We start from the raw sequence: 21717 nt of genomic DNA on the forward strand, positions 1-21717 counted from the left end.
GGCATGCGGATCGTGCGACTGGCCAACTTCATCACCGAGAGTTCGGGTGGGCTGCGCACCGCGCTGCGCCAGCTCGGCGCCGGGTACGCCGCCGCCGGGCACGAGCCGGTGCTGGTGATGCCCGGCCGGTACGACACCGACGAGCAGACCGGCCAGGGGCGGGTGATCACACTGGCCAGCCCGCCGGTACCCGGAATGGGCGGCTACCGGGTGCTCGTCGACCGGGTCCGGCTGGCCCGGCTGCTCGGCGAGTTGCGCCCGGACCGGCTGGAGATCTCCGACCGTACGACGTTGCGCTGGACCGGCGCCTGGGCCCGCCGGCACGGCGTACCCAGCATGATGGTGTCGCACGAGAGCCTCGACGGGCTGCTCCGGCTGCTCCCCGGTGGGCAGCTCCGCCGGGTGGCCGACCGGCTCAACCGACGTACCGCCGCCGGGCACGACCAGATCGTCTGCACCACCTCGTGGGCGGCGGCGGAGTTCCGGCGGATCGGCGCCGGCAACCTCCGTCAGGTACCGCTCGGCGTCGACCTCGACCACTTCCGGCCGGACCGGTACGACCCACGGCTGCGCGCCGGTCACGCCGAACCCGGCGAGCTGCTCCTGCTGCACTGCGGTCGGCTGTCGCCGGAGAAGCGCCCCGAGCGTTCGCTCGCCGCGCTGGCCGGGTTGCGGGACCGGGGCGTACCCGCGGTGCTGGTGGTGGTCGGCGACGGCCCGCGCCGGGAGCGGCTGCGGGCCGGCGCGGCCCGGGCGGATCTGCCGGTCCGCTTCCTGCGGCACGTCGCCGACCGCGACCTGCTGGCCCGGCTGCTCGCCACCGCCGACGTGGTGCTGGCGCCGGGGCCGGTGGAGACGTTCGGCCTGGCCGCCCTGGAGGCGCTGGCCAGCGGTACCCCGGTGGTGGCGAGCGCGCAGAGCGCGCTGCCGGAGGTGCTCGGTCCGGCCGGGCTGGCCGCGCCCGGCGACGGGCCGGGGTACGCCGACGCGGTGCTGGAGCTGACGGGCCGGCCGGATCCGGAGCGCCGGGCCGCCGCCCGCCGGCAGGCCGAACGTTTTCCGTGGTCGGCCGCGGTGGCGGGCTTCCTGGCCGCGCACGACCTGCCGGTACCGGAGCTGCCGGCCGAACTGACCGCTACCAGCGGCGGCCGGTGAGCCGTTCGTACACCTCGACGTAGCGGGCCCGGGCGGCCTCGACGAACTCCGGCGGCATCTCCGGGGCCGGCCCGGTCTTGTCCCAGCCGGTGCCGACCGCCCAGTCCCGGACGAACTGCTTGCTCAGCGAAAGTTGCTCCCGGCCGGGCTGGTAGGAGTCGGCCGGCCAGAACCGGGACGAGTCGGAGGTGAGCAGCTCGTCGCCGAGCGTCATCGTGCCGTCCGCCGCCCAGCCGAGTTCGAGTTTGGTGTCGGCGACCAGGATGCCCCGGTCGGCGGCCAGCTCGGCGCCGCGCCGGTAGACGGCGAGGGTGATCTCGCGGAGCCGCTCGGCGGTCTCGGACCCGACCTTGGCCACCACGTCGTCGAAGGTGATCGCCTCGTCGTGCTCGCCCTGCGGTGCCTTGGTGGTCGGCGTGAAGATCGGCTCCGGCAGGATCGACGCCTCCACCAGCCCGGGTGGCAGCGGTACCCCGCAGACGGAACCGGTCCGCTCGTACTCCTTGATGCCGGAACCGGTCAGGTAGCCCCGGGCGATGCACTCGACCGGGATCATCTCCAGCCGGCGGACCCGGATCGCCCGCCCGGCCCACTCCGCCGGTACGTCGGTGGCGGAGACGACGTGGTTCGGCACCAGGTCGGCGAGCTGGTCGAACCACCAGAGCGAGAGCGCGGTGAGCAGTTTGCCCTTGTCCGGGATCGGGGTCGGCAGCGCCACGTCGTAGACCGACACCCGGTCGGAGGCGACCAGGATCAGGTCGTCGCCGTCGGCGTAGACGTCCCTGACCTTGCCCGAATGCAGCAGTTCCACGTGCCCAAGTACATCACGGGCGCCGGGGGCGGGTCCGGTGCGGCCCGCGCCGGCCGGGTCGCCGGGCCGAGCCCGACATCCGGCCCGTCCCGGGCGGCGGTTGGGCGGATCCTGCCCGTACGGGCGTTGACACCCGCCGAGGCCGGCTGTGTAAATGATCCGGTTGCCGTCACAGCTGACCCGGTGTCGTCGTCAGGAGTTGTCGTGCCTCTTCCCCTCCCCTCCCCCGTGCCGAGCAGACCGCCGGCCGGCCGACTCGGCCGGCGCCTGGGTGCCGTGCTGCTCGTCGTCGTCATCGCGCTCGCCTCCGGCTGCACCGCCGAGGACGCCGCGCCGCGGGACGACAAGGTCGAACTCTCCGTCTTCTGGTGGGGCGGCGACCGCCGGGCCGAGTTGACCAAGCAGGCGCTGGAGGTCTACACCAAGCGCTACCCGGACGTCACCTTCAAGTTCACCTTCCAGGGCAACGCCGGCTACTTCGACCGGCTCTCCACCGAGGCCGCCGCCGGGAACGCCCCGGACATCTTCCAGATCGACGACAACTACCTCACCGAGTACGCGCAGCGGGAGATCCTGCTGGACCTGACCGACTACGTCCGGACCGACGTACTCGACCTGCGCAAGCTCCCCGCCGGCCTGGCGCAGTCCAGCCAGGTGACCGGCCGTACGGTCGCCGCCGCGGCGGCGGAGAACACCCCCGGCCTGATCTACAACAAAAGCCTGCTCGACCGGTACGACCTGCCCGAGCCGCAGATCGGAATGTCCTACCAGGACTACCTGGAGTGGGCCGAGCAGGTCACCGAGCGCACCGACGGCGAGGTCTTCGGCACCATGGACCCGTCCGCCGACTACAAGGCGCTCTGGCTCTGGCTGCGCTCGCAGGACAAGGAGCTCTACCGGGGCCGGCAGATGGGCTTCACCGAGAGCGACCTGACCCGCTGGTTCGAGCTGTGGGCGGACGCCCGGGAGCGCGGGGCGGCCCCGCCGCCGCAGGTGATCCAGCCCGCGAACAGCGGTGACGTGACCAAGCAGCTGGTGGCCAGCGGCCAGGCGGCGACCTCGTTCGTCTGGTCCAACCAGCTACCGGAGTTGCAGAAGCTGACCAAGGACAAGCTCAAGGTGGTCAGCTATCCCGGCAACCCGGCCGCGCACTGGGCCCGGGCCTCGCTCTACTGGGCCGCCTTCCGGGGTACCCGCCATCCGGACACCGTCGTGCACGTCATCGACTTCCTGGTCAACGACGCGGTGGCCGGCGAGATCCTCGGTACCGAGCGGGGGCTCAGCGCCAACCTGGACGTACGGCGGACGGTGGAGGCGTCGCTGACCGACGAGAGCATGAAGCAGTCGGTAGCCTTCGAGACCACCATGACGGAGAAGTTCGGTCCGGCGCCGGTACCGCCGCCGAAGGGCCACGCCACGATCAAGCAACTGTTGATCCAGGCGGCGGAGAGCGTCCAGTTCGGCAAGGCTTCCCCGCGTACGGCCGCGGCGTCCTTCATCAGCCAGGCGAACGCCGCGCTGACGAGCTGACCGCCGGGAAGGGACCCGTCCACCGTTCTCCCCTTCGGCGGAGGGGTCCCCTTCCGGACACCCCGGAGACCGGGCCCGTCCGGCCCACCGCACGGGGCGGGCGGCTGCCTGCCGGGCGGAGTCACCCGGCGGGGCTGTTCAGCGCTTTCCCCCCGACCGGCGGTTGCGCATGATGAGGACCAGGACGGCGACGATCACGCCGACCACGATCAGGCAGCAGACCAGTCCCCAGATCCCGAAGCTGCCCCGGGCCCGGCGCCCCCGGGCCGCCTCCAGCACCAACTCGCCGGGCCCGCTCGACGCCCAGGCGACGGCCGGTACGAACACTGTCAACGCCGCCGTACCGAGTACTGCGGTCAGGCGGACCCACCAGTTCCGGAAAATCTCCATGGCTACATCCTCGGGGCTACCCGCAAGTCCCGCCGGCAACGCGGCCGATCACCGGACGGGAACCCGCTCAGCCCCGCTGGCCGGAGCTGACGAGCGCGACGAGCAGAGATCCGAACGCCGTGCAGCTGAGTACGACCCGGACCAGGTTCCACGCCCGCCACCTCGGCTCGTCGAAGGCCCGGCGTACCCCGGCGAGGTCGGCGATCCGGTCCGGCTCCCCGGCCGCCTTGATCGCGTCGTTGCGCGGCACGTTCACCGCCAGGGTTATCACGATCACCACCAGGTTCAGCACGAACGCCGCGACGGTCCACGGCAGCCCGTCGTGCCGGGGCGCCGGCAGGTGCAGGGCGGCGGCGACACCGGTGAGGACCAGTGACCCGAAGAAGCAGGACATGAACCACGGGTTGATGATCGACCGGTCGATGGCCTGGAAGGCGCCCACGAAGGTACGGTCGTCGGTCCGGCCCAGTCCGGGCATGATCGTGTGTGCGTACAGGACGAAGACGCCGGCCACCAGTCCGGTGGTCATCGCGGCGGCACCGAGTACGGCCCCGGTCAACACTCGCCCGCCCTCCCGTCGGTCCGCGCCGGCAGATCCGGCAGTGGCAGTATCACCGAACTGCCCGGGCCGCCCAAGCCCGGCCGCGAGAGCGGGCCGGCCCCCCAGACGATCTCTGGAGGGCCGGCGAGGACGTACGGTCCGAACGGTGGCGACTCAGCCGGCGGTGGCCGGCAGCGGTTCGGCCCCGACCGTCGCGGTGAGCCGACGGCGCCGGGACGGCAGCAGGATCGTCGGGTGGGCGACGCTCCAGGCGGCACCCGCGCAGACGAACTCCTTGTACCGCGCCGCCGTCCTGCCGGTCAGGGCGGAGGGCTTGGCCCGGTCGTCGGTGGTCACGAACTGGATGATGCCGTCGTGCCGGCCGAGGCTGACGCACTGCTGGACGTACCCGATCGTGTTGTCGGGCATCCTGCGGCCGGTCAGCCGCGCCGCGATGGCGTCGGCGGCCTTCCAGGCCATCGGGATGCCGGAGGCGCAGGACATCCGCAGTGGCCTGCCGCCCGCCCCCTCCGCCAGCCCGGCGTCGCCGACGGCGTACACGTCGGGGTGCGAGATCGAGCGCATGGTCTCGTCGACGACGATCTGCCCGGTGTCGGCGAGCGCCAGGGTGCTGGCGGCGGCGATCGGGTCGGCGGCGAAGCCGGTGGTCCAGACGGTCACCTGGGCCGGGATCCGCTCGGCGGTGCCGGTGAGCACGCCGGTCTGGTCGACGCGTACGACGTCGGTGTGCTCGTGGGCGGTGATGCCGAGCCGGTCGAAGACTCCGCGCAGGTGTCGCCGGGCCTTGTCGCTCAGCCAGTCGCCGAGGCCGCCACGGGTGGCGATCGCGACGTCGAGGTCCGGCCTGGCCTCGGCGATCTCGGTGACCGCTTCGATGCCGGTGAGGCCGCCACCGACGACCAGTACGGTCGCACCCGAGGCGAGGTCGTGCAGCCGCTCGCGCAGCCGCAGCGCGCCCTGCCGGCTGGCGACGTGCTGGGCGTGCTCGGCGACGCCGGGTACCCCGTGCTCGGCGACGGTGCTGCCGAGGGCGTAGACGAGGGTGTCGTAGCCGATCTGGTCGGCGCCGCCGTGCCCGTCCACCAGGTCGACGGTCCTGCGGTCGGCGTCGACGGCGGTGACCCGGGCCGGTCGTACCCGGACGCCCGTGCCGGCGAAGATGTCGCGCAACGGGCGGGGCCGCAGATCCTGCCCGACCGCGAGCTGGTGCAGCCGGACCCGCTCGACGAAATCAGGGTCGGCGTTGACCAGGGTGATCTCGATGTCGTCGGCGTGGAGGCGACGGGCGAGGCGCCCGGCGGCGTGGGCCCCGGCGTAACCGGCCCCGAGGACGACGATGCGGTGCTTCATGGTTCCGCTCCTGTCTGCTGTGGCCTGCTCGCCTCCTGAACCGGATAGCGGCACGATCCCTGACAGGATTCGCTGTAAGCTGCGTCACCGGCCGGGGCCGGGCAGCTTCGCCAGATCAGCCGGGGCCGGACGGCTCTCCGCGATCGGAGGCGGCCCACTGCCGCGTCACGCGTTCCAGCTTCTCGGGGTTGGCCTGCACGTGGATCGCGGCCACACCGTCGGGGGTGACGTCGAGCGACATGACGCCGACCACCCGCTCCCCGACCGTGACCAGCACGCCGGGGCCGTCGTTGACGACGACGGCGTGCATGGTGAAACTCCCGCCGACCAGGGCCTCGAAGGTGGCCCGCTTGGCGTCGTTCGGCGCGAAGACGCCCCGCAGGAACCGCGCGATGCCGAGCGCGCCGACGACCGGGGTGCTGCGGGCCGGGACCCGGCCGCCACCGTCGGACATGCTCACCGCGTCGTCGGTCAGCAGCCTGACCAGCGGCTCGGTGTCCCCGCTGACGGCGGCGGCGAGGAACTCCTCGGCGATCTTCTTCGCGGCGGAGGCGTCGATCTCGATCCGGGTCCGGTCGGTGCTGACATGCTGCCTGGCCCGCCGGTAGATCTGCTGGCAGTTCGCCTCGGTGATGTCGAGGATCCGGGCGATCTCGCCGTGCGGGTAGCCGAATGCCTCGCGCAGCACGTAGACCACGCGCTCGTTCGGCGACAGCCGCTCCATCAGGGTGAGCACCGCCATCGAGACCAGCTCGCGCTGTTCGGCGGTTTCGGCCGGGCCGAGCATCCGGTCCCCGGCGAGGAGCGGCTCCGGCAGCCAACTGCCCACGTACTTCTCGCGCCTGGCCCGCGCCGAGCTGAGCTGGTTGAGGCAGACGTTGCTGAGTACCTTCGTCAGCCAGGCCTCGGGCGTCTCGATGTGTTCCCGGTCGGCCGCCTGCCACCGCAGAAACGTGTCCTGGACCGCGTCCTCGGCGTCGGTCGCCGAGCCCAGCAGGCGGTAGGCGATCGCCTCCAGGCGGCCCCTGGAGCTCTCGAACAGATCGACCTCGTGCGAGCTGAGCATCGCCACCAGTTAAGCACGCCGGCACGAGGCGGCAACGCCGGGCGAGTCTCCTCGCCGGCATCCGCGCCGATGTCCCGGCCGGTCGGCAGGTGACGTGGAAACGGCCCCTCGGAGAAGATCCGAGGGGCCGTTTCTCGTTGGTAGCGGGGACAGGATTTGAACCTGCGACCTCTGGGTTATGAGCCCAGCGAGCTACCGAGCTGCTCCACCCCGCGTCGCCGGATGAAACCCTAGCCGAACCGGGCCGGAAGTCCAACTCAATAGAAACACCGGCAACGCAGAGAACACCGGCAGCGTCAGAAACACCGGCAACGTCAAGAAGACCGGCGGTGCGAGGAACACCGGCGCGGTGCAAGGAACGCCGGAAAAGCAAGAACCCGGCCCCATGGTGTGGGAACCGGGTTCTATCTGATGGTTCTGTGGTAGCGGGGACAGGATTTGAACCTGCGACCTCTGGGTTATGAGCCCAGCGAGCTACCGAGCTGCTCCACCCCGCGTCGGCTCGTTAACCCTAGCGCACACCGTCCACGGCCCGCAAAACAGGGCCGGAACTGCCCGGCGACGGCCGTGTCACCGCCGCCGGGCAGCCGGGTACGACCTGGTCAGCCGCTCGGCGAGGCCGGCGCGCTGGGTGTACCGCCACTCGCCGCCGGTGAGCCGGCCGGGGCCGGAGACGAACCCGGAGCCGGTGCCCGGTTACCGCTCGCCCGCTGGGCGTTCTGGAACTCGGTCATCGCCTCGTCGAGCGCCTTGAGCGCGCGGCCGTACCGCTCGAAGTCGCCGGCGGTCTGGGCCGACCTGACCTCGGCGATCGCGGCCTGCACCTTGCCAGCGGCGGCGGCCAGCTCCGGAGTGAGCTGCGGGTTGGTGTCCGCCGGTGGCACCGTCGGAGTCGGCGTCGGCGTCGGGTTCGTGCCGCCGTCGGTCGGTGGCGGTGGCGTCGTCGGTGTGGTCGGGGCGGCCTTCTTGCCCTGCTCGACGAGCTGTTTGATGCCCTCTTCGAGGCTGTTCGCCAACACGACGTACTGACCACCGTCGCCGTACGAGATCAGCACCCGTTGCAGCAGCGGATAGGCGTTCGTCTGGTTGCTCTTCACGTAGACCGGTTCGACGTAGAGCATCCCGTCGCCGAATGGCAGCGAGAGCAGGTTGCCGTACTGCACCTGGGCCTGGTTCGAGGAGAGCAGGTTGAGTTCCTGCCGGATGTTGGCGTTGTTGGTCATCTTCTGGTGCACCTGGACCGGCCCGGAGACCGCCGTCTGGTCGGGCAGTTCCAGCACCTCCAGCCGGGGCTGGCCGTTCAGGTACGAGCCGCTGATCAGCGCGGCGAGGTTCTGCCGGCCGGCCGGGGTGACCGCCGAGGTGAGCTGGAAGCGTGGCGACTCCTGCCCCGGCAACTGGGTGTAGAGGTAGTACGGCGGCTGCCGCTCACCGGAGTCCGGCGCGTCCGGCGCGTTCGGCACCTCCCAGAAGTCCTGCCCGGAGAAGAACTCGGACGGGTCCGTGACGTGGAACTTCGCCAGCAGGTTGCGCTGCACCTTGAACAGGTCGGCCGGGTAGCGGAAGTGTGCCGCCAGGGCGGCCGGGATCTCCGACTTCGGCTTCACCAGGTTTCCGCCGAAGGCCTTGTTCCAGGCCTTCAGCACCGGGTCGGCCTCGTCGAACTGGTAGAGCGTGACGGTGCCGTCGTACGCGTCGACGGTCGCCTTCACCGAGTTCCGGATGTAGTTGACGTTCTCCCGGGCGAGTTCGAAGGTGCCCAGCCCGGTCAGCTCGTCGGCGGTCTCCTGCTGGAGGTTCACCTGCTCGGCGTAGGGGTAGGTGGCCGCCGTGGTGTAGCCGTCGACGATCCACTGGATCCGCCCGTCGACCACCGCCGGGTACGGGTCGCCGTCCAGGGTGAGGAAGGGCGCGACCTTCTCCACCCGGTCCCGGGGGTTACGCACGTAGAGCAGCTTGGAGGCGTCGTTGATCGCCCCGGAGAGGACGAAGTTCGGCTCCTGCTCCTTGATCGCGTAGAGCAGCTGGCGACCGAAGGAACCGATCTCGACCCCGCCCTTGCCGGTGTAGGTGTAGTACTGCTCGCCACCGTCCCGGCCGGTCGGCCGGTCGAACTCGACCGGGTTGTTCCCCTCGGTCTGCCCGACGATCGCGTAGTCGCTGCCGTCCATCTGCTCGCCGTAGTAGATCCGCGGCTGGGTGGCCGGGATCGTCTCGGTCGCCGACGAGCACGCCTCCTCGGCCCGCTCGCCGAGGAAGCCGGAGACGAAGTACGGCTGCCCGCCGCAGACCACCTGGTTGGCGGGGGCGCCGACCAGGCCGTACCCGTGGGTGAAGACGGTGTGTCGGTTGATCCAGTTGCTCTGCTGGTCGGTCAGCTCCAGATAGTTGATCTCCCGCATCCCGACGACGTAGTCCTGGGTCTCGCCGTTGACCTGGTAGCGGTCGATGTCGAGCTTCGGGCCGAAGTCGTAGAAGCCCCGCACCTGCTGGAGCTGGGTGTAGGTCTCGGAGACCAGTTGCGGGTCCAGCAGCCGGATGTTCGGCACCACCGAGGTGTCGGTGGCCAGCGACTCCGGCGGCTTCAGGTTCGCCGCGCTGTACGGCGCCATCACCGTGGTGGCGAGCCCGAAGGAGTCCCGGGTGGCGTTGATGCTGCGCTCGATGTACGCGGCTTCCTTGTCCTTGACGCTCGGCTTGACCTCGAAGGTCTGCACCGCCCACGGGTAGATGCCGCCGATCGCCACCGCCGAGATGCCGAGCAGGGCGAGCGAGATGCCGGGCCAGACGAGGTTCCGGATGAAGGCGTTGGAGAAGAGGATGATCGCCAGCGCGACCACCACCGAGATGTACGCCAGGATCTCCTTCGCCGGCAGCAGCGCGTTGATGTCGGCGTAGCCGGCGCCGTAGAGGTCGACGCCCTCGTTGAACTCCAGCAGCATCGCCCGCCGGTCGAGGACGTACGCCAGCGCCTTGAGCAGCACGAAGACCGCGACCAGCGTGGTCAGGTGGGCCCGGGCGGCGCCGGTCATCCGGTCACCGACACCCTGTAGCCGGACGCCGCCGAAGATGTAGTGCATCGCCAGCGAGCCGATCATGGCGAGCACCACGGCGGTGAAGCCGACGCCGAGCAGATAACGCAGGAACGGGAACTGGAAGACGTAGAACCCAATATCGATCTTGAATTCCGGGTCCTCGATGCCGAAGCTCTGCGAGTTGCGGAACAGCATCCACTGACCCCAGCGGGTCTGCGCGGAGAGGCCGGCGAAGAGCCCGACGACCACCCCGATCGCGGCCAGCCAGGTGCCGATCCGGGGCGCCAGCACCGAGCGGTAGCGTTCCAGGGTCACCTGCTCCGGCGAGTTCGGCCGGAGCACCGGCCGCAGCCGGTAGGCCAGCCACATGTTGCCGCCGACCAGCAGCGCCATGGCCAGGCCGATCACCACGAAGAGCAGGATCCGGGTGACCAGCACCCCGCTGAAGACCCGGGTGTAGGCGACCTCGTCGAACCAGAGCCAGTCGGTCCAGGCCTGGACGCCCCAGCCCAGCAGGGTGAGGAGCAGGAACACCCCGAGGAGTACGCCGACCGTGACGCGACCGCGTCGACTCATTCTTGGCAGGGGGCTGCTACGCATGACCACTGTTGGCTCCGCACCTTCGGCAATGACCGGCTCTGATCAGAGCACCTAGACTACGGGGTGTTCCTGAGTCCGACCGGTCCCCCTTCGGGCCTGCGGTGGTTCAGCACTTCGGCGGCTGGCCTCCGGCCCGAATCGTGTCCAGTGCGCTCAGCGCCTCGTCGAGGGTTCCGACCCGGGCCATCGGCAGCCCCGACTGGGCGTTGCGGACGGCCTCCTCGCAATTTCCGGCCGGTACCAGGAAATACTTCGCGCCCGCGTTCTTCGCGCCGACCAGCTTCTGCGGGATGCCGCCGATCGGGCCGACCTCACCCAGGTCGTTGATGGTGCCGGTACCAGCGATGACCTTTCCGCCGGTCAGGTCCTCGGTCCGGATCTTGTCGATGATGCCGAGCGCGAACATCAGCCCGGCACTGGGCCCGCCGATGTCCCCGAGGTCGATCTTCAGCTCGAACGGGTGCGGTTGCCGCTGCTCGATCTCCACCCCGATCCGGGGCGGGTTGTTGTCCGTGGTCGCGCTGACGATGGTCGCGGTGGCCGGTTTACCGTCCCGGGTGTAGCCGATCTTCAGCCGGGAGCCGGCCGGCCGCGACCGGATCAGGTCGGTCAGGCTGCTCGCCACCACCACCGGCTTGTCGTCGACCGAGGTGAAGACGTCGCCGGCCTTGAGGATCCCCTCCGACGGGCCACCCGCGGTGACGCTCTTGACCACCACCTGCACCGGATAGCCGAGTTCGCGCAGCGCCGCCGTCTCGGCACTGGTCTGCGAGGCGGCGAAGTCCTCCGCGTTGCGCTCCTCCACCTGCTGCTGGGTCTGACCCGGCGGGTAGATCAACTCGTACGGCACCACGGCCTCGTCCGGGGAGAACCAGCCGGCGATCGCGGAGAGCAGCTTGACGTCGGGCTGCACGCCGACCGTGGTCAGCCGGAGTTGTCCGGCCGAGGTCGAGGTCTCCCGGCCGGACACCTGGATCACCTCTTTGTCGTCCTGCCGGCCCAGCGTGTCCACCGTCGGCCCCGGGCCGAGCACGACGTACGGGATCGGGGCGGCGAGTACGCCGATGCTGAGCAGGGCGGTGAGCACCGCGCCGAGCAGAACAGTGACACCGCGACGTCTCATGGCCGCCAAGCCTACCCAGCCGACACCTCCGGGCCGGCCCGCGAACCCGAGGTTCGCCCTCGGCGTGACACCTGGGCAGGCGGCGCACCCCCCGGCGCGCGTACCGTGGACGGGTGCCTGATATTCCGTTCGGCTTCGCCCTGCCGGGTGGCCAGCCGCCCGACCCCAACGACCCGCAGCAGATGCAGCAGTTCATGGCGCAGCTGCAACAGCTGCTCGCCGCGCCGGGCAGCGGCCCGGTCAACTGGGACCTGGCCCGCCAGGTCGCGGCCAGCCAGCTCTCCTCGGCCGGCGACCCGGCCGTCACGCCGTACGAGCGCAACGCCGTCGAGGAGGCGCTCCGGCTGGCCGACCTCTGGCTCGACCCGACCTCGGCACACCCCTCCGGCATCCGCACCTCGGTGGCGTGGAACCGGAACGAGTGGATCTACAAGACGCTGGACGTCTGGAAGAAGCTCTGCGACCCGGTGGCCGGGCGGATGGTCGCCGCGATGGGCGACCTGGTGCCGCCGGAGGCCCGGGCGCAGCTCGGCCCGATGCAGTCCATGCTGACCACGCTGGGCGGGGCGCTCTTCGGCGGCCAGCTCGGCCAGGCCCTCGGCTCGCTCGCCGCCGAGGTGCTCTCGGCCGGCGACATCGGCCTGCCGCTCGGCCCGGCCGGCACGGCCGCGCTGCTGCCGGCGAACATCCGGGCGTACGGCGAGGGCCTCGAACTCCCCGAGGACGAGGTACGCCTCTACGTCGCCCTGCGCGAGGCCGCGCACCAGCGACTCTTCCAGCACGTACCGTGGCTGCGCGGGCACGTCCTGACCACCGTCGAGATGTACGCCACCGGCATCACCGTGAACCGGGAGGCGATCGAGGAGGCGATGGGCCGGCTCGACCCGATGAATCCGGAGTCGGTGCAGGCGCTCTCGGTCGAGGGCATCTTCACCCCGGAGGACACCCCGGCGCAGAAGGCCTCGCTGGCCCGGTTGGAGACCGCGCTGGCCCTGGTCGAGGGCTGGGTGTGCCACGTCGTCGACACCGCCGCCGCCGAACGGCTGCCGAACGTGAACCGGCTCTCCGAGGCGTTCCGGCGGCGCCGGGCCGCCGGTGGTCCGGCCGAGCAGACCTTCGCGGCGCTGGTCGGGCTGGAGCTGCGCCCCCGGCGGCTGCGCGAGGCCGCCGCGCTCTGGGCGGCGCTCACCGAGCACCGGGGCATCGCCGGTCGGGACGCGCTCTGGGGACACCCGGACCTGCTCCCGGCCGAGGAGGACTTCGCCGACCCGGACGCCTTCGCCCGGTCCCAACTCGACCTCGGCGACCTGGAGGACTTCGACTTCGGCAAGCCCGCGGCCGAGGACGACTCCGGCGAGCCGGGCTCGGAGCGACGCGACCCGGAGTGACCCGGCACCCCGGGGCTCGACAGCGGCGTGTCCCGGAGCCCCGGGCAGGCATGGACGGTGCTGTCCCGGCCCCCCGGGCAGGCGTGGACGGTGCGGGTGACGGTCCGTCGGGGCCCGGGTGGTGGGCGGCGGGCGTCCCGGCGTCAGCCGCCGAGCAGTACCCGGGTGGTGTCCCAGCCCTCGACTGCCGGATCGAGCGTCGCGAGGTCGGCGGGGCCGCGGAGCCGCCGCCAGCCCGGCGTCACCGCGACCTCGGCCGGTCGCGGTGCGGCACCGCGCACCAGCTCCGCCCCGGCGGTGTCGAGGTCGAGGTCCGGCAGCCAGTCCGGTGCGGGTAGCCGGGTCGCCAGCCCGAGCAGTCCGGCGCCGGGGTTCGTCGCGGGGGCGACCGCGACGGGGCGGCTGGTCAGCGGGCGGAGCAGCTTGCCGAGGATCAGGCCGGGCACGTCGGGTGCGTCGGCGACGAGCACGGCGGCCTGGTCGTAGCCGTCCCGGGTCGCGGCGTCGAGCGCGGCACCGACCCGGTGGGTCGGCAGGTCGTAGACCGGCATGCCGGGCCAGGCGACCGCGTCGGCCAGCGCGCGGTCGGCGGCGGTGGCGGCGATCGCCGGCTCCACCTGGGCCAGCGTGGCGACCAGGTCGACGGCGTCTTCGGCGAGTGCCGAGCGCCAGCGGGCCGGGTCGGTCCCGGGCGGCGCCCAGGCGACGGGTCCGAGCATCACCACGATCACACGGCGGGTCACCCGCCGACCTTACCGAGCTTCCGGGCCGGCCACCCGGCCCGGCCGTACCGCCCGTCCGGGGCCGACCGGGCGCACCGGTACGGGCTCAGTCCGGCAGGACGATCCCGGTGGTCGCGGCGACGCCCTCCAGATAGCCCCGGGCCCGTTCCGTCTTCGGATAGCGCCCGACCAGTTCCCAGAACCGTGCGTTGTGACTGGGCACGACGAGGTGGGCCAACTCGTGCAGCAGCACGTAGTCGATCACCCACTCCGGCATCTCCTGGATCCGGTGCGAGATCCGGATGGTCCGGTCGGCCGGGGTGCAGGAGCCCCACCGCCCGTTCTGGTTCGTCACCCACCGTACGCTGGCCGGCACCGCCGCCCTGCCGTGCTCACTCAGATAGCGGTCGATCAACCGGCGGGACCGGAGCAGCAGCTCCTCGTCGGAGCGCCCGAGCCGCTCCTCCCGGGCGGCGAGCCGGGCGAGCATCCGATCCACCCACTCGGTCTCCTCGGCGCGGGAGAACTGGTCGGGGATGAGGACGACGACGCGCTCGCCGTCCCGGTAGGCGGACACCGTCCGACGCCGACGCTGACTGCGCCGTACCTCGACGACCGGCTTCCGCAACCCCGCCATTAGCGGCCCGCGCAGCCCCGGGTTTCGTTCACGATGGAAAACTAATGCTTACTGACCAGGTCACCGCAAGAGTCAACCCATAGATAGCCGCCGGAAAAATACCGGTTAGCGGCGAGCCGTCCGGAAAAAATTCATTGCGGTGATCGCCCGCACGTCCATGATCGGCCCCGCTCGCTCCTCGCGGCGGCGTACGGGGCGAGCGTCGGAGGCAACGGTAAACGATCATCCGCCGACCTCGCCAGGCCCCCCTGATCAGCGATCTGACGTGGTTCATCCGGCGTGTCCCTGCGAAACTGACTTATCCGACCTATTCCGGCATGCACACTCTGGTCGTCGGCTTCCTCACAGTGTCGACAGATTGCTGACATGGAACTGCCCAGACCTGGGTAGGGTCCGCGGACCGGCGGTCACAGCGGTGACCGCGGAGAAACCCCAGCGCTGGCGCCTACGTGGCCGCCCGCCGCCGGGCGCACGTCAGGCTCGCGAGAGCCGGCGGATGAGACGAGGAGGGCACCGTGGCCGAGAAGGCCCAGACCTACAACGGGTACTGCGTGAAGTGCAAGGAAAAGCGTGACTTCGAGGGCAACGTCGAGGTTTCCAAGACGGGCATGAACATGGCCAAGGGCAAGTGCCCGGTCTGCGGCACGACCGTCAACCGGATCCTCGGCAAGGCCAAGGTCTGATCATCGAGAACCACGCGGAACTGCGGGAAGGGGTGGCCGAGCGCCACCCCTTCCCGCTTTCACTGTCGCGCTACGGACACCCGGCGTGATGTCCGCGCGACGACAAAAGTTACCGATCGGTTGTGGATAACACCCCAGATCCTGTGGATAGAGCAGTGCACAGCCCCCAACCGCTGTGGACAACCGCTGCCCGCCCGCACCCGCGCGGTGACAGCGTGTCGCTCCATGACCCGAAGCGTGCTGCCCCGCCCGACCCTGCTGCCCGGACTCGCCCGACTCTGGCGTGACCGACACACCCTGCAACTCGGCCTGGACCCCCGGCGCGCCGTCCTGGTCGAGGTCGCCGACCCGTCCGCCGCCCGGCTGCTCGACCTGCTCGACGGCAGCCGCAGCGAGCGGGCCGTCCTCGACCACGCGGAAACGATCAACGTGTCCCGCGACGACGCCCGTACCCTGATCGACACCCTGCGCGCCGCCGGCCTGGTGGTCGCCGCGCAGACCCTGCTCCCCACCGACCTGCCCGAGCCGGCCCGGCAGCGGCTCTCCGCCGAGGCGGCGGCGCTCGCGCTGCACGGCCGGGACTCGCCGGGCACCCCGGCCCAACTCCTCCGGCGCCGGGCGGCGGCCCGGGTCGTGGTGACCGGTCAGGGTCGGCTCGCCGCCCCGGTGGCGGTGACCCTGGCCCAGGCCGGCGTCGGCCAGGTGCACCCGGACCTGCGCGGCCGGGTCCGGCCGGCGGACACCGTCGGGACCGGACTACTGGCCACCGACGTACGCCGGCCCAGCGCCGCCGCCGTCGTGGACGCGATCGCCCGGTCCGTGCCCGGCACCATCACCCGAGCCGTCCGACGCGGTACCGCCGACCTGGTGGTCCAGGTCGGGGCCGACCGCCCCGCCGGACTCCTCGCCGCCGGCTACGCCCAGCACCGGCAGGCACACCTGCTGCTGACCATGCGCGACGGCGTCCCGGTGGTCGGCCCACTGGTCCGGGCCGCCGGGTCGCCCTGCCTGAACTGCGTCGACCTGCACCGCCGGGACCGCGATCCGGGCTGGCCCGGCCTCGCCGCCCAGCTGGCCGCCGGTGACGGCCAGGAACCCTGCCTGACCGCGACCCTGGTCACGGCGGTCGGGTACGCGGTCGGCGAGGTCCTCACCTTCCTCGACGGCGGTACCCCGGAGACGGTGGGCGGGGCGGTCGAGGTGACCGGTACCGGACGACTGCGCCGCCGTACCTGGCCGCCGCATCCGGCATGTGGCTGCACCCGACGGCGGCGCGGTACGCCGTCTCGCCCGGCGCCGCGCCTACCGGAAGCCCCGCACCCACCCGAAGCGCCGCGTCCACCCGAGGCGCCGCACCCACCGGAAGGGCCGGCCGGGTGCCCGGGCCCCGGCTGAGAGCGTGCGGCGGACGTGCCCGGCGCCCTCCACGTCGGCCCCGGTCCGGGGCCGGCGCCGGAACCGGCGGAACCGGCCGAGCGGGACAGAAGTGGACCGTCTCCCACGGAGCGGACCAGCGCGACGGGCCCGCCCAGTCGGGCACGGCGCGGGACGCGAGGGCGGATTCCGGCGCCCGGATCAGGGCCCGGCCAGTCGACGGCGGCGAGGACGTGGCCTGAGCCACCCGCCGACGGCGGACCGGATCTCGTCGAGTCGGTAACAATGATCTGGTGACCGACATCCCGCGCCGCGCCGTCTCCCGGACCGCCAAGCTCGCCGCACTGCCACTCGGCTTCGCTGGCCGGACCGTCCTCGGCGTCGGCAAGCGGGTCACCGGCCTCGCCTCCGAGGTGATCTCCAACGAGATCCAGCAGCGCACCGCCGAGCAGCTCTTCAGCGTGCTGGGCCAGCTCAAGGGCGGGGCGATGAAGTTCGGGCAGGCGCTGTCGGTCTTCGAGGCGGCGCTGCCCGAGGAGGTCGCGGCGCCGTACCGGCAGGCGCTGACCAAGCTCCAGGAGTCGGCTCCGCCGCTGCCGGCGGCCAGCGTGCACAAGGTGCTCGCCGAGCAGCTCGGGCCGGACTGGCGGTCGCTGTTCGTCGAGTTCGACGACAAGCCGGCCGCCGCGGCCAGCATCGGCCAGGTGCACCGGGCGATCTGGAAGGTCGAGAGCGGCAGCACCCCGGCCGTCCGGCGACGCGGTGCGAAGGCGGCGGCCAAGACGGGTACCCCGACCCCGGCGGGTCGGCCGGTCGCGGTCAAGGTGCAGTACCCGGGCGCCGGACCGGCGCTCCTCTCCGACCTGAAGCAACTCTCCCGGCTCGGTGGCATGTTCCGGGCGATCCAGCCGGGCCTGGACATCAAGCCGCTGCTCAACGAGTTGCGGGAACGGATCAGCGAGGAGCTGGACTACGAACTCGAGGCGGAGTCGCAGCGGGTCTTCGCCGCCGCGTACGCCGACGATCCGGAGATCTTCGTACCGGGCGTGGTCGCCGCCTCGCCCCGGGTACTGGTCACCGACTGGGTCGAGGGCACCCCGATGTCGGCGATCATCGACTCGGGCTCCGAGAGCGAGCGGGACCAGGCCGGCCGGCTGATGGCCACCCTGCACTTCTCCGCCCCGATGCGCGCCGGACTGCTGCACGCCGACCCGCACCCCGGCAACTTCCGGCTGCTGCCGGACGGGCGACTCGGCGTGATCGACTTCGGTGCGGTGGCCCGGCTCCCCGGCGGGCACCCGGAACCGATCGGTCGGCTGGTCCGGCTCGCCCTGGCCGGCGACGCCGAGGCGGTGGTGGCCGGCCTGCGCGAGGAGGGGTTCATCCGCCCCGACACCCCGATCGACGCCCAGGCGGTACTCGACTTCCTGATGCCGATCCTGCAACCGCTCTCGGTCGAGGAGTTCCGGTTCACCCGGGCGTGGCTGCGGGTCGAGGCGGCCCGGCTGGCCAACCCGCGCTCCCCGGCGTACCAGCTCTCGCGGCAGCTCAACCTGCCGCCGTCGTACCTGCTGATCCACCGGGTGACCCTCGGCTCGATCGGGGTGCTCTGCCAGTTGGAGGCGAAGGCGCCGTACCGGGGCATCGTGGAGCGCTGGCTGCCCGGATTCGCCCCGGTGGCCTGAACCGACCCGGGTACGTCACGGCGCCGGGCCGGCCACGACGGGATTCCTCCCGCCGCGACCGGCCCGGCTGTTAGGTGTCAGGTTCGGACACGTACCGACGGCGTGGGCCGACGGTTCAGAAGCTGCCCAGCTCGCGGGCGGCCCGGCGACGGGCCTCCAGCGCGATCGTGCGGGCGGATCGGGTTGCCTCAGTGCTCGTGGTGCTGCGACCGGCCTGAGGCAGGCGCATTCGAGCCCGTGACAACGCTTCGTGGATGAGATGCATCTTGGTGGCTCCGTCTCGGATGGGCATGGCAGTGATGGTTTTCGACACCGCGGCCATCGCGGTGTTCGGCGCCGATACCAGACCGGCGTTCGTACGGATCGGGTTCATGTCAGGCCGCCAACCGGACCGCGCTGCGCGACTCGGCAAGGCCACTGGCCGCCAGCCGCGCCTGGGCCTCGACCCGCAGCGCCGCGTCCCGGGCGACGTCCTCCTTGCGCGGGCGACCACGGGGCCGCTTGCGCGGAACGACCGCGCCACGCTCGAAGATCTCGCCGCCCCAGACGCCCCACGGCTCCTCCCGCTCCACCGCACCGGCGAGGCACTCGACGCGCAGCGGGCAGTCCCCGCAGAGCGACTTGGCCAGCTCCAGCTCGGCAGGCGAGTCGGCGAACCACAGGTCGGGGTCGAACTTCCGGCAGGGCAGGTTCGCCTCCAGCTCGACGTTCGCGTCGAGGGGGGCCAACGCCAGACTCATCGCCCGGTCACCTCTCTCTCGTTTCGATCTCGTAGATCGCTGTTCCGACTTACTTCGGCAGTGCGGAAATGACTAAGGCCGCGGATCCCGGTGTACGGGGTCCGCGGCCTCGAGGTGAGCCGGCTGGTCTGTGTTAGACCGGTCTCCCTCGAGGTGGAACCCCGCTGACATCCATCCGCTTGACGCCGACACGGATGCCATTGCCCGTGAATCCATTGGTCCCCTGGTGCTCAGCGGACGCGGGTGCCTGAACCAGCTCGGCCTGGGTCAGGACCTGGTGCGCCTGCGAGCGCTGGAGGAGTTCAGTGATCAGCATGCAGCCGACCTCTGACACCTGAGCGGGGGCAGCAGGCAGCGCCCACGGTCGCTGGGTGACATAGGTCGTCCCCATTGGGGCCACCTCCTGACTCTCACTCGTCGCCAACATCGGACTCGTCCCCCTCTTGAACAGCCTGAAAGCCGCCGCTCGCGAGGTGTGCCATGAGGCTATTCCTCCTCCCGGCGCGAGGGCAAACGAATTACGGCGAGAGTTCGGAACTTTCTTCCGCCACCCGTCGACGCCCCCTCGGCTCAGCCCGGCGCCGGCTCGGTCGGCTCCTCCGTCAAGAGCACGTCCTGCACGCCGACACCGCTGATCAGGGCGAGCACCGCGTCGCCGTAGAGGGCGACCTTGCGCGGGCCGATCCCGGCGATGGCCAGCAGCTCCGCCGGCCGGCCGGGACGGCGTTCGGCGAGCGCGAGCAGGGTGGCGTCGGTGAAGACGACGTACGCGGGGACCTTCTGCGCCCCGGCGACCCGGGCCCGCCAGTCGCGCAGCCGGTCGAGCAACTCCTCGTCCAGGTCGGACGGGCAGGTGGCGCAGCGGCCGAGTTTCCGGTCCGCGCCGGCCAGCAGGGTCGCCCCGCAGACCCGGCAGGAGACGACCTGGGTACGCCGACGGTCGGGTTTCCGACTCCCGCCGGACGCCTCGACGGTGCGACCACCACCGCCGGAACGCTCGAACTGCGGCAGGAACCGGCACGGCCGCCTGGCCCGACCACCGGGCGAACGCGCCGAGGCGTACGACAGCCAGAGCCAGTGGCGGGCCCGGGTCACCCCGACGTAGAGCAGCCGGCGCTCCTCCTCCAGCTGTTCGGCCGTCTTCGCGTAGCTGGTCGGCAGCGTGCCGTCGGAGAGCCCGACCAGGAACACCGCGTCCCACTCCAGCCCCTTCGCCGAGTGCAGGGACGCCAGCGTCACGCCCTCGACCGTCGGCACGTGCTGTGCGGCGGCCCGCCGGCCCAGCTCGGCACAGAAGTCCGCCAGCGACACCGGCCGCTCGACCGAGGCAGCCTCGCCGAGCGGCAGTACCACCGGGGTCGCCGCGTACTCCTCGGCGAGCTGGACCAGGGCGGCCAGCGCCTCCCAGCTCTCCCGGGCGGTGCCACCGGGCGGGGGCCGGTCGGGCGCCCAACCGACCGCCGACAGTGCCTCCACCACGGCCGGGACCAGCGGCGTCCCCCCCGGCGTCGAGCGGGTCGCGGAGCGGAGCGCGACCAGCGCCTGCCGGACCTCGGGCCGCTCGAAGAAGCGCTCGGCGCCCTGGACCTGGTACGGCACCTCCGCCTCGGCGAGCGCCTTCTCGTACGCCTCGGACTGCGCGTTGGTCCGGAACAGCACGGCGATCTCCCGGGCCGGCGTGCCGGCGGCGATCAGGTCGCGACAGCGCACCGCCACGGCGGCGGCCTCGGCCGGCTCGTCCGGGAAGATCCGCAGATCAGGCTCGGGGCCCGGCGGCCGCTGCCCGTGAAGTTCCAGCCGCAGCCGTGCCTCGGCACCCCGAGCCTGCCGGATCACCGCGTTGGCGAGCCCGACCACCTGCGGCGTCGAGCGGTAGTCCCGGACCAGCCGGACCACCACCGCGTCCCGGTGCTGGCGGGGAAAGTCGATCAGGTACGCCGAGGTGGCACCGGTGAACGAATAGATCGTCTGGCTGGCGTCGCCGACCACGGTCAGGTCGTCCCGGCCGCCCAGCCAGGCGTCCAGCAGCCGCTGCTGGAGCGGGTTGACGTCCTGGTACTCGTCGACCACGAAGTGTCGGTACTGTGCCCGGATCTGCTCGGCGACGTCCGGGTGCTCCTCGATCCCCCACACCGCGGCCCGGAGCATGTCCTCGAAGTCGATCACGCCGTTGGCCCGCTTGACCTTCTCGTAGCCGGCGTAGACCTCGGCCACCCTGGCCGGGTCGTGCGGCGTCTCGCGCAGCGCCTTGGCCGCCGCGACGACGTACTCCCCCGGCTCGATCAGGGACGACTTGGCCCACTCGATCTCGCCGGCCAGGTCCCGCGCGGCGGCCCGGTCGGTGCGCAGCCCGGCCCGGGCGGCGGCCAGGGTGACCAGCCGGACCTTGCTGTCCAGCAGCTCGGGCATCTCCCGGCCGGCGAGCAGTCGGGAGGCGAAGTAGCGGACCTGGCGCAGCGCGGCACCGTGGAAGGTCCGGGCCTGCACCCCCGGTACGCCGAGCGCGCCGAGCCGGGCCCGCAGCTCGGCGGCGGCCCGGGCGGTGAAGGTGACCGCGAGCACGTGCCGGGCGGCGACCTCGCCGGCCGTCACCCGGTACGCGATCCGGTGCGTGATCGCCCGGGTCTTCCCGGTGCCGGCGCCGGCCAGGATGCAGACCGGCCCGGCCGGAGCGGTCACGGCGGTGCGCTGCTCCGGGTCGAGTCCGGCCAGGATCCGTTCCACGCGCGAGTCAGCCACCACAGGTAGGAATCATGGCAGCCCCTCCCGACGTTGCACCTTTAGCCTGTGCGATCGGCAACCCGTCCGATCCGACGCCCGACCGGGCCGAACCGGTCTGGCCAGGCCGGGAAACGACTGAGCACCG

General features: G+C 71.8%; 18 protein-coding genes and 2 tRNA genes. 6 read left to right on the forward strand and 14 right to left on the reverse strand.

Annotated elements, in window-relative coordinates; translation table 11 throughout:
- The first annotated feature begins 3 nt into the window (after positions 1–3).
- Positions 4–1155: a glycosyltransferase gene (locus C6361_RS14640; protein ID WP_107268080.1), complete on the forward strand. Its 1152-nt coding sequence runs from the start codon at positions 4–6 to the stop codon at positions 1153–1155.
- Here the strand turns inward: C6361_RS14640 and C6361_RS14645 are convergent.
- Positions 1136–1966, reverse strand: coding sequence for a phosphoribosylaminoimidazolesuccinocarboxamide synthase (locus tag C6361_RS14645; protein WP_107268081.1), 831 nt, complete (start codon positions 1964–1966; stop codon positions 1136–1138). The two genes, C6361_RS14640 and C6361_RS14645, sit on opposite strands and share 20 nt — an antisense overlap.
- A gap of 228 nt (positions 1967–2194) precedes the next feature.
- Here C6361_RS14645 and C6361_RS14650 point away from each other — a divergent pair, with 228 nt between their 5' ends.
- The gene (locus C6361_RS14650) at positions 2195–3496 is read left to right on the forward strand and encodes an ABC transporter substrate-binding protein (RefSeq protein ID WP_234359499.1); all 1302 of its coding nucleotides are present in this window, start codon (positions 2195–2197) and stop codon (positions 3494–3496) included.
- Between the two features lie 138 nt (positions 3497–3634).
- On the opposite strand, the gene C6361_RS14655 is transcribed toward C6361_RS14650, so the two are convergent.
- The 8 genes from C6361_RS14655 to C6361_RS14690 all read right to left on the reverse strand — a co-directional run bounded on the left by C6361_RS14655 (position 3635) and on the right by C6361_RS14690 (position 11622).
- Positions 3635–3886: a hypothetical protein gene (locus C6361_RS14655; protein ID WP_107257907.1), complete on the reverse strand. Its 252-nt coding sequence runs from the start codon at positions 3884–3886 to the stop codon at positions 3635–3637.
- A gap of 67 nt (positions 3887–3953) precedes the next feature.
- Positions 3954–4448: a DUF1772 domain-containing protein gene (locus tag C6361_RS14660; protein ID WP_234359500.1), complete on the reverse strand. Its 495-nt coding sequence runs from the start codon at positions 4446–4448 to the stop codon at positions 3954–3956.
- 153 nt (positions 4449–4601) lie between these two features.
- Positions 4602–5798, reverse strand: a complete 1197-nt coding sequence (locus tag C6361_RS14665; RefSeq protein WP_107268083.1) for an NAD(P)/FAD-dependent oxidoreductase — start codon at positions 5796–5798, stop codon at positions 4602–4604.
- 115 nt (positions 5799–5913) lie between these two features.
- Positions 5914–6864 carry an RNA polymerase sigma factor SigJ gene (sigJ, locus tag C6361_RS14670; RefSeq protein WP_107263826.1) on the reverse strand — a complete coding sequence of 317 codons (951 nt, stop codon included), beginning with the start codon at positions 6862–6864 and terminating at the stop codon, positions 5914–5916.
- A 138-nt stretch (positions 6865–7002) separates the two neighbouring features.
- Positions 7003–7079, reverse strand: a tRNA-Met gene (locus tag C6361_RS14675).
- 205 nt (positions 7080–7284) lie between these two features.
- Positions 7285–7361: transfer RNA gene (locus C6361_RS14680), tRNA-Met, on the reverse strand.
- A gap of 105 nt (positions 7362–7466) precedes the next feature.
- On the reverse strand, positions 7467–10499 hold the full coding sequence (locus C6361_RS14685; protein WP_199853354.1) for a UPF0182 family protein: 3033 nt from the start codon (positions 10497–10499) through the stop codon (positions 7467–7469).
- Positions 10500–10605: 106 nt separating this feature from the next.
- The gene (locus C6361_RS14690; protein WP_107257904.1) at positions 10606–11622 is read right to left on the reverse strand and encodes a PDZ domain-containing protein; all 1017 of its coding nucleotides are present in this window, start codon (positions 11620–11622) and stop codon (positions 10606–10608) included.
- Between the two features lie 182 nt (positions 11623–11804).
- Here C6361_RS14690 and C6361_RS14695 point away from each other — a divergent pair, with 182 nt between their 5' ends.
- On the forward strand, positions 11805–13010 hold the full coding sequence (locus tag C6361_RS14695; protein ID WP_199853488.1) for a zinc-dependent metalloprotease: 1206 nt from the start codon (positions 11805–11807) through the stop codon (positions 13008–13010).
- A gap of 143 nt (positions 13011–13153) precedes the next feature.
- Here the strand turns inward: C6361_RS14695 and C6361_RS14700 are convergent, their stop codons facing one another.
- The gene (locus tag C6361_RS14700; RefSeq protein ID WP_107268084.1) at positions 13154–13753 is read right to left on the reverse strand and encodes a hypothetical protein; all 600 of its coding nucleotides are present in this window, start codon (positions 13751–13753) and stop codon (positions 13154–13156) included.
- 85 nt (positions 13754–13838) lie between these two features.
- Entirely contained in the window at positions 13839–14369 is a 531-nt protein-coding gene (locus C6361_RS14705) for a M48 family metallopeptidase (protein WP_107257901.1), read from the reverse strand.
- 515 nt (positions 14370–14884) lie between these two features.
- Between C6361_RS14705 and C6361_RS37630 the strand changes: the two genes are divergently transcribed.
- From C6361_RS37630 to C6361_RS14715, 3 genes are all read left to right on the forward strand, one after another.
- A complete protein-coding gene (locus C6361_RS37630; RefSeq protein WP_165436864.1) occupies positions 14885–15052 on the forward strand; it encodes a DUF5679 domain-containing protein in 168 nt (55 codons plus the stop codon).
- A 225-nt stretch (positions 15053–15277) separates the two neighbouring features.
- Positions 15278–16447: a hypothetical protein gene (locus C6361_RS14710; protein WP_159079328.1), complete on the forward strand. Its 1170-nt coding sequence runs from the start codon at positions 15278–15280 to the stop codon at positions 16445–16447.
- A gap of 272 nt (positions 16448–16719) precedes the next feature.
- Positions 16720–18111, forward strand: coding sequence for an AarF/ABC1/UbiB kinase family protein (locus C6361_RS14715; protein WP_107257900.1), 1392 nt, complete (start codon positions 16720–16722; stop codon positions 18109–18111).
- Positions 18112–18226: 115 nt separating this feature from the next.
- On the opposite strand, the gene C6361_RS14720 is transcribed toward C6361_RS14715, so the two are convergent.
- From C6361_RS14720 to C6361_RS14735, 3 genes are all read right to left on the reverse strand, one after another.
- Positions 18227–18484, reverse strand: coding sequence for a hypothetical protein (locus C6361_RS14720; RefSeq protein WP_234359501.1), 258 nt, complete (start codon positions 18482–18484; stop codon positions 18227–18229).
- Position 18485: 1 nt separating this feature from the next.
- Positions 18486–18851 carry a WhiB family transcriptional regulator gene (locus C6361_RS14725; protein WP_101369728.1) on the reverse strand — a complete coding sequence of 122 codons (366 nt, stop codon included), beginning with the start codon at positions 18849–18851 and terminating at the stop codon, positions 18486–18488.
- A gap of 570 nt (positions 18852–19421) precedes the next feature.
- Positions 19422–21590 (reverse strand): ATP-dependent DNA helicase UvrD2, encoded by a 2169-nt coding sequence (locus tag C6361_RS14735; protein WP_369931392.1) that lies wholly within the window; start codon positions 21588–21590, stop codon positions 19422–19424.
- Positions 21591–21717 lie beyond the last annotated feature (127 nt).

The organism is Plantactinospora sp. BC1, from assembly GCF_003030345.1.
Lineage (GTDB): Bacteria > Actinomycetota > Actinomycetes > Mycobacteriales > Micromonosporaceae > Plantactinospora.

What these genes read in the sequence shown, in the direction of transcription:
- C6361_RS14640 (WP_107268080.1), top strand. Translation starts at nt 4, where the DNA reads ATGCGGATCGTGCGACTGGCCAACTTCATCACCGAGAGTTCGGGTGGG.
- C6361_RS14655 (WP_107257907.1), bottom strand. Translation starts at nt 3,886, where the DNA reads ATGGAGATTTTCCGGAACTGGTGGGTCCGCCTGACCGCAGTACTCGGT.
- C6361_RS14665 (WP_107268083.1), bottom strand. Translation starts at nt 5,798, where the DNA reads ATGAAGCACCGCATCGTCGTCCTCGGGGCCGGTTACGCCGGGGCCCAC.
- sigJ (WP_107263826.1), bottom strand. Translation starts at nt 6,864, where the DNA reads ATGCTCAGCTCGCACGAGGTCGATCTGTTCGAGAGCTCCAGGGGCCGC.
- C6361_RS14685 (WP_199853354.1), bottom strand. Translation starts at nt 10,499, where the DNA reads ATGCGTAGCAGCCCCCTGCCAAGAATGAGTCGACGCGGTCGCGTCACG.
- C6361_RS14690 (WP_107257904.1), bottom strand. Translation starts at nt 11,622, where the DNA reads ATGAGACGTCGCGGTGTCACTGTTCTGCTCGGCGCGGTGCTCACCGCC.
- C6361_RS14695 (WP_199853488.1), top strand. Translation starts at nt 11,805, where the DNA reads ATGCAGCAGTTCATGGCGCAGCTGCAACAGCTGCTCGCCGCGCCGGGC.
- C6361_RS14705 (WP_107257901.1), bottom strand. Translation starts at nt 14,369, where the DNA reads ATGGCGGGGTTGCGGAAGCCGGTCGTCGAGGTACGGCGCAGTCAGCGT.
- C6361_RS14710 (WP_159079328.1), top strand. Translation starts at nt 15,278, where the DNA reads ATGACCCGAAGCGTGCTGCCCCGCCCGACCCTGCTGCCCGGACTCGCC.
- C6361_RS14720 (WP_234359501.1), bottom strand. Translation starts at nt 18,484, where the DNA reads ATGAACCCGATCCGTACGAACGCCGGTCTGGTATCGGCGCCGAACACC.
- C6361_RS14725 (WP_101369728.1), bottom strand. Translation starts at nt 18,851, where the DNA reads ATGAGTCTGGCGTTGGCCCCCCTCGACGCGAACGTCGAGCTGGAGGCG.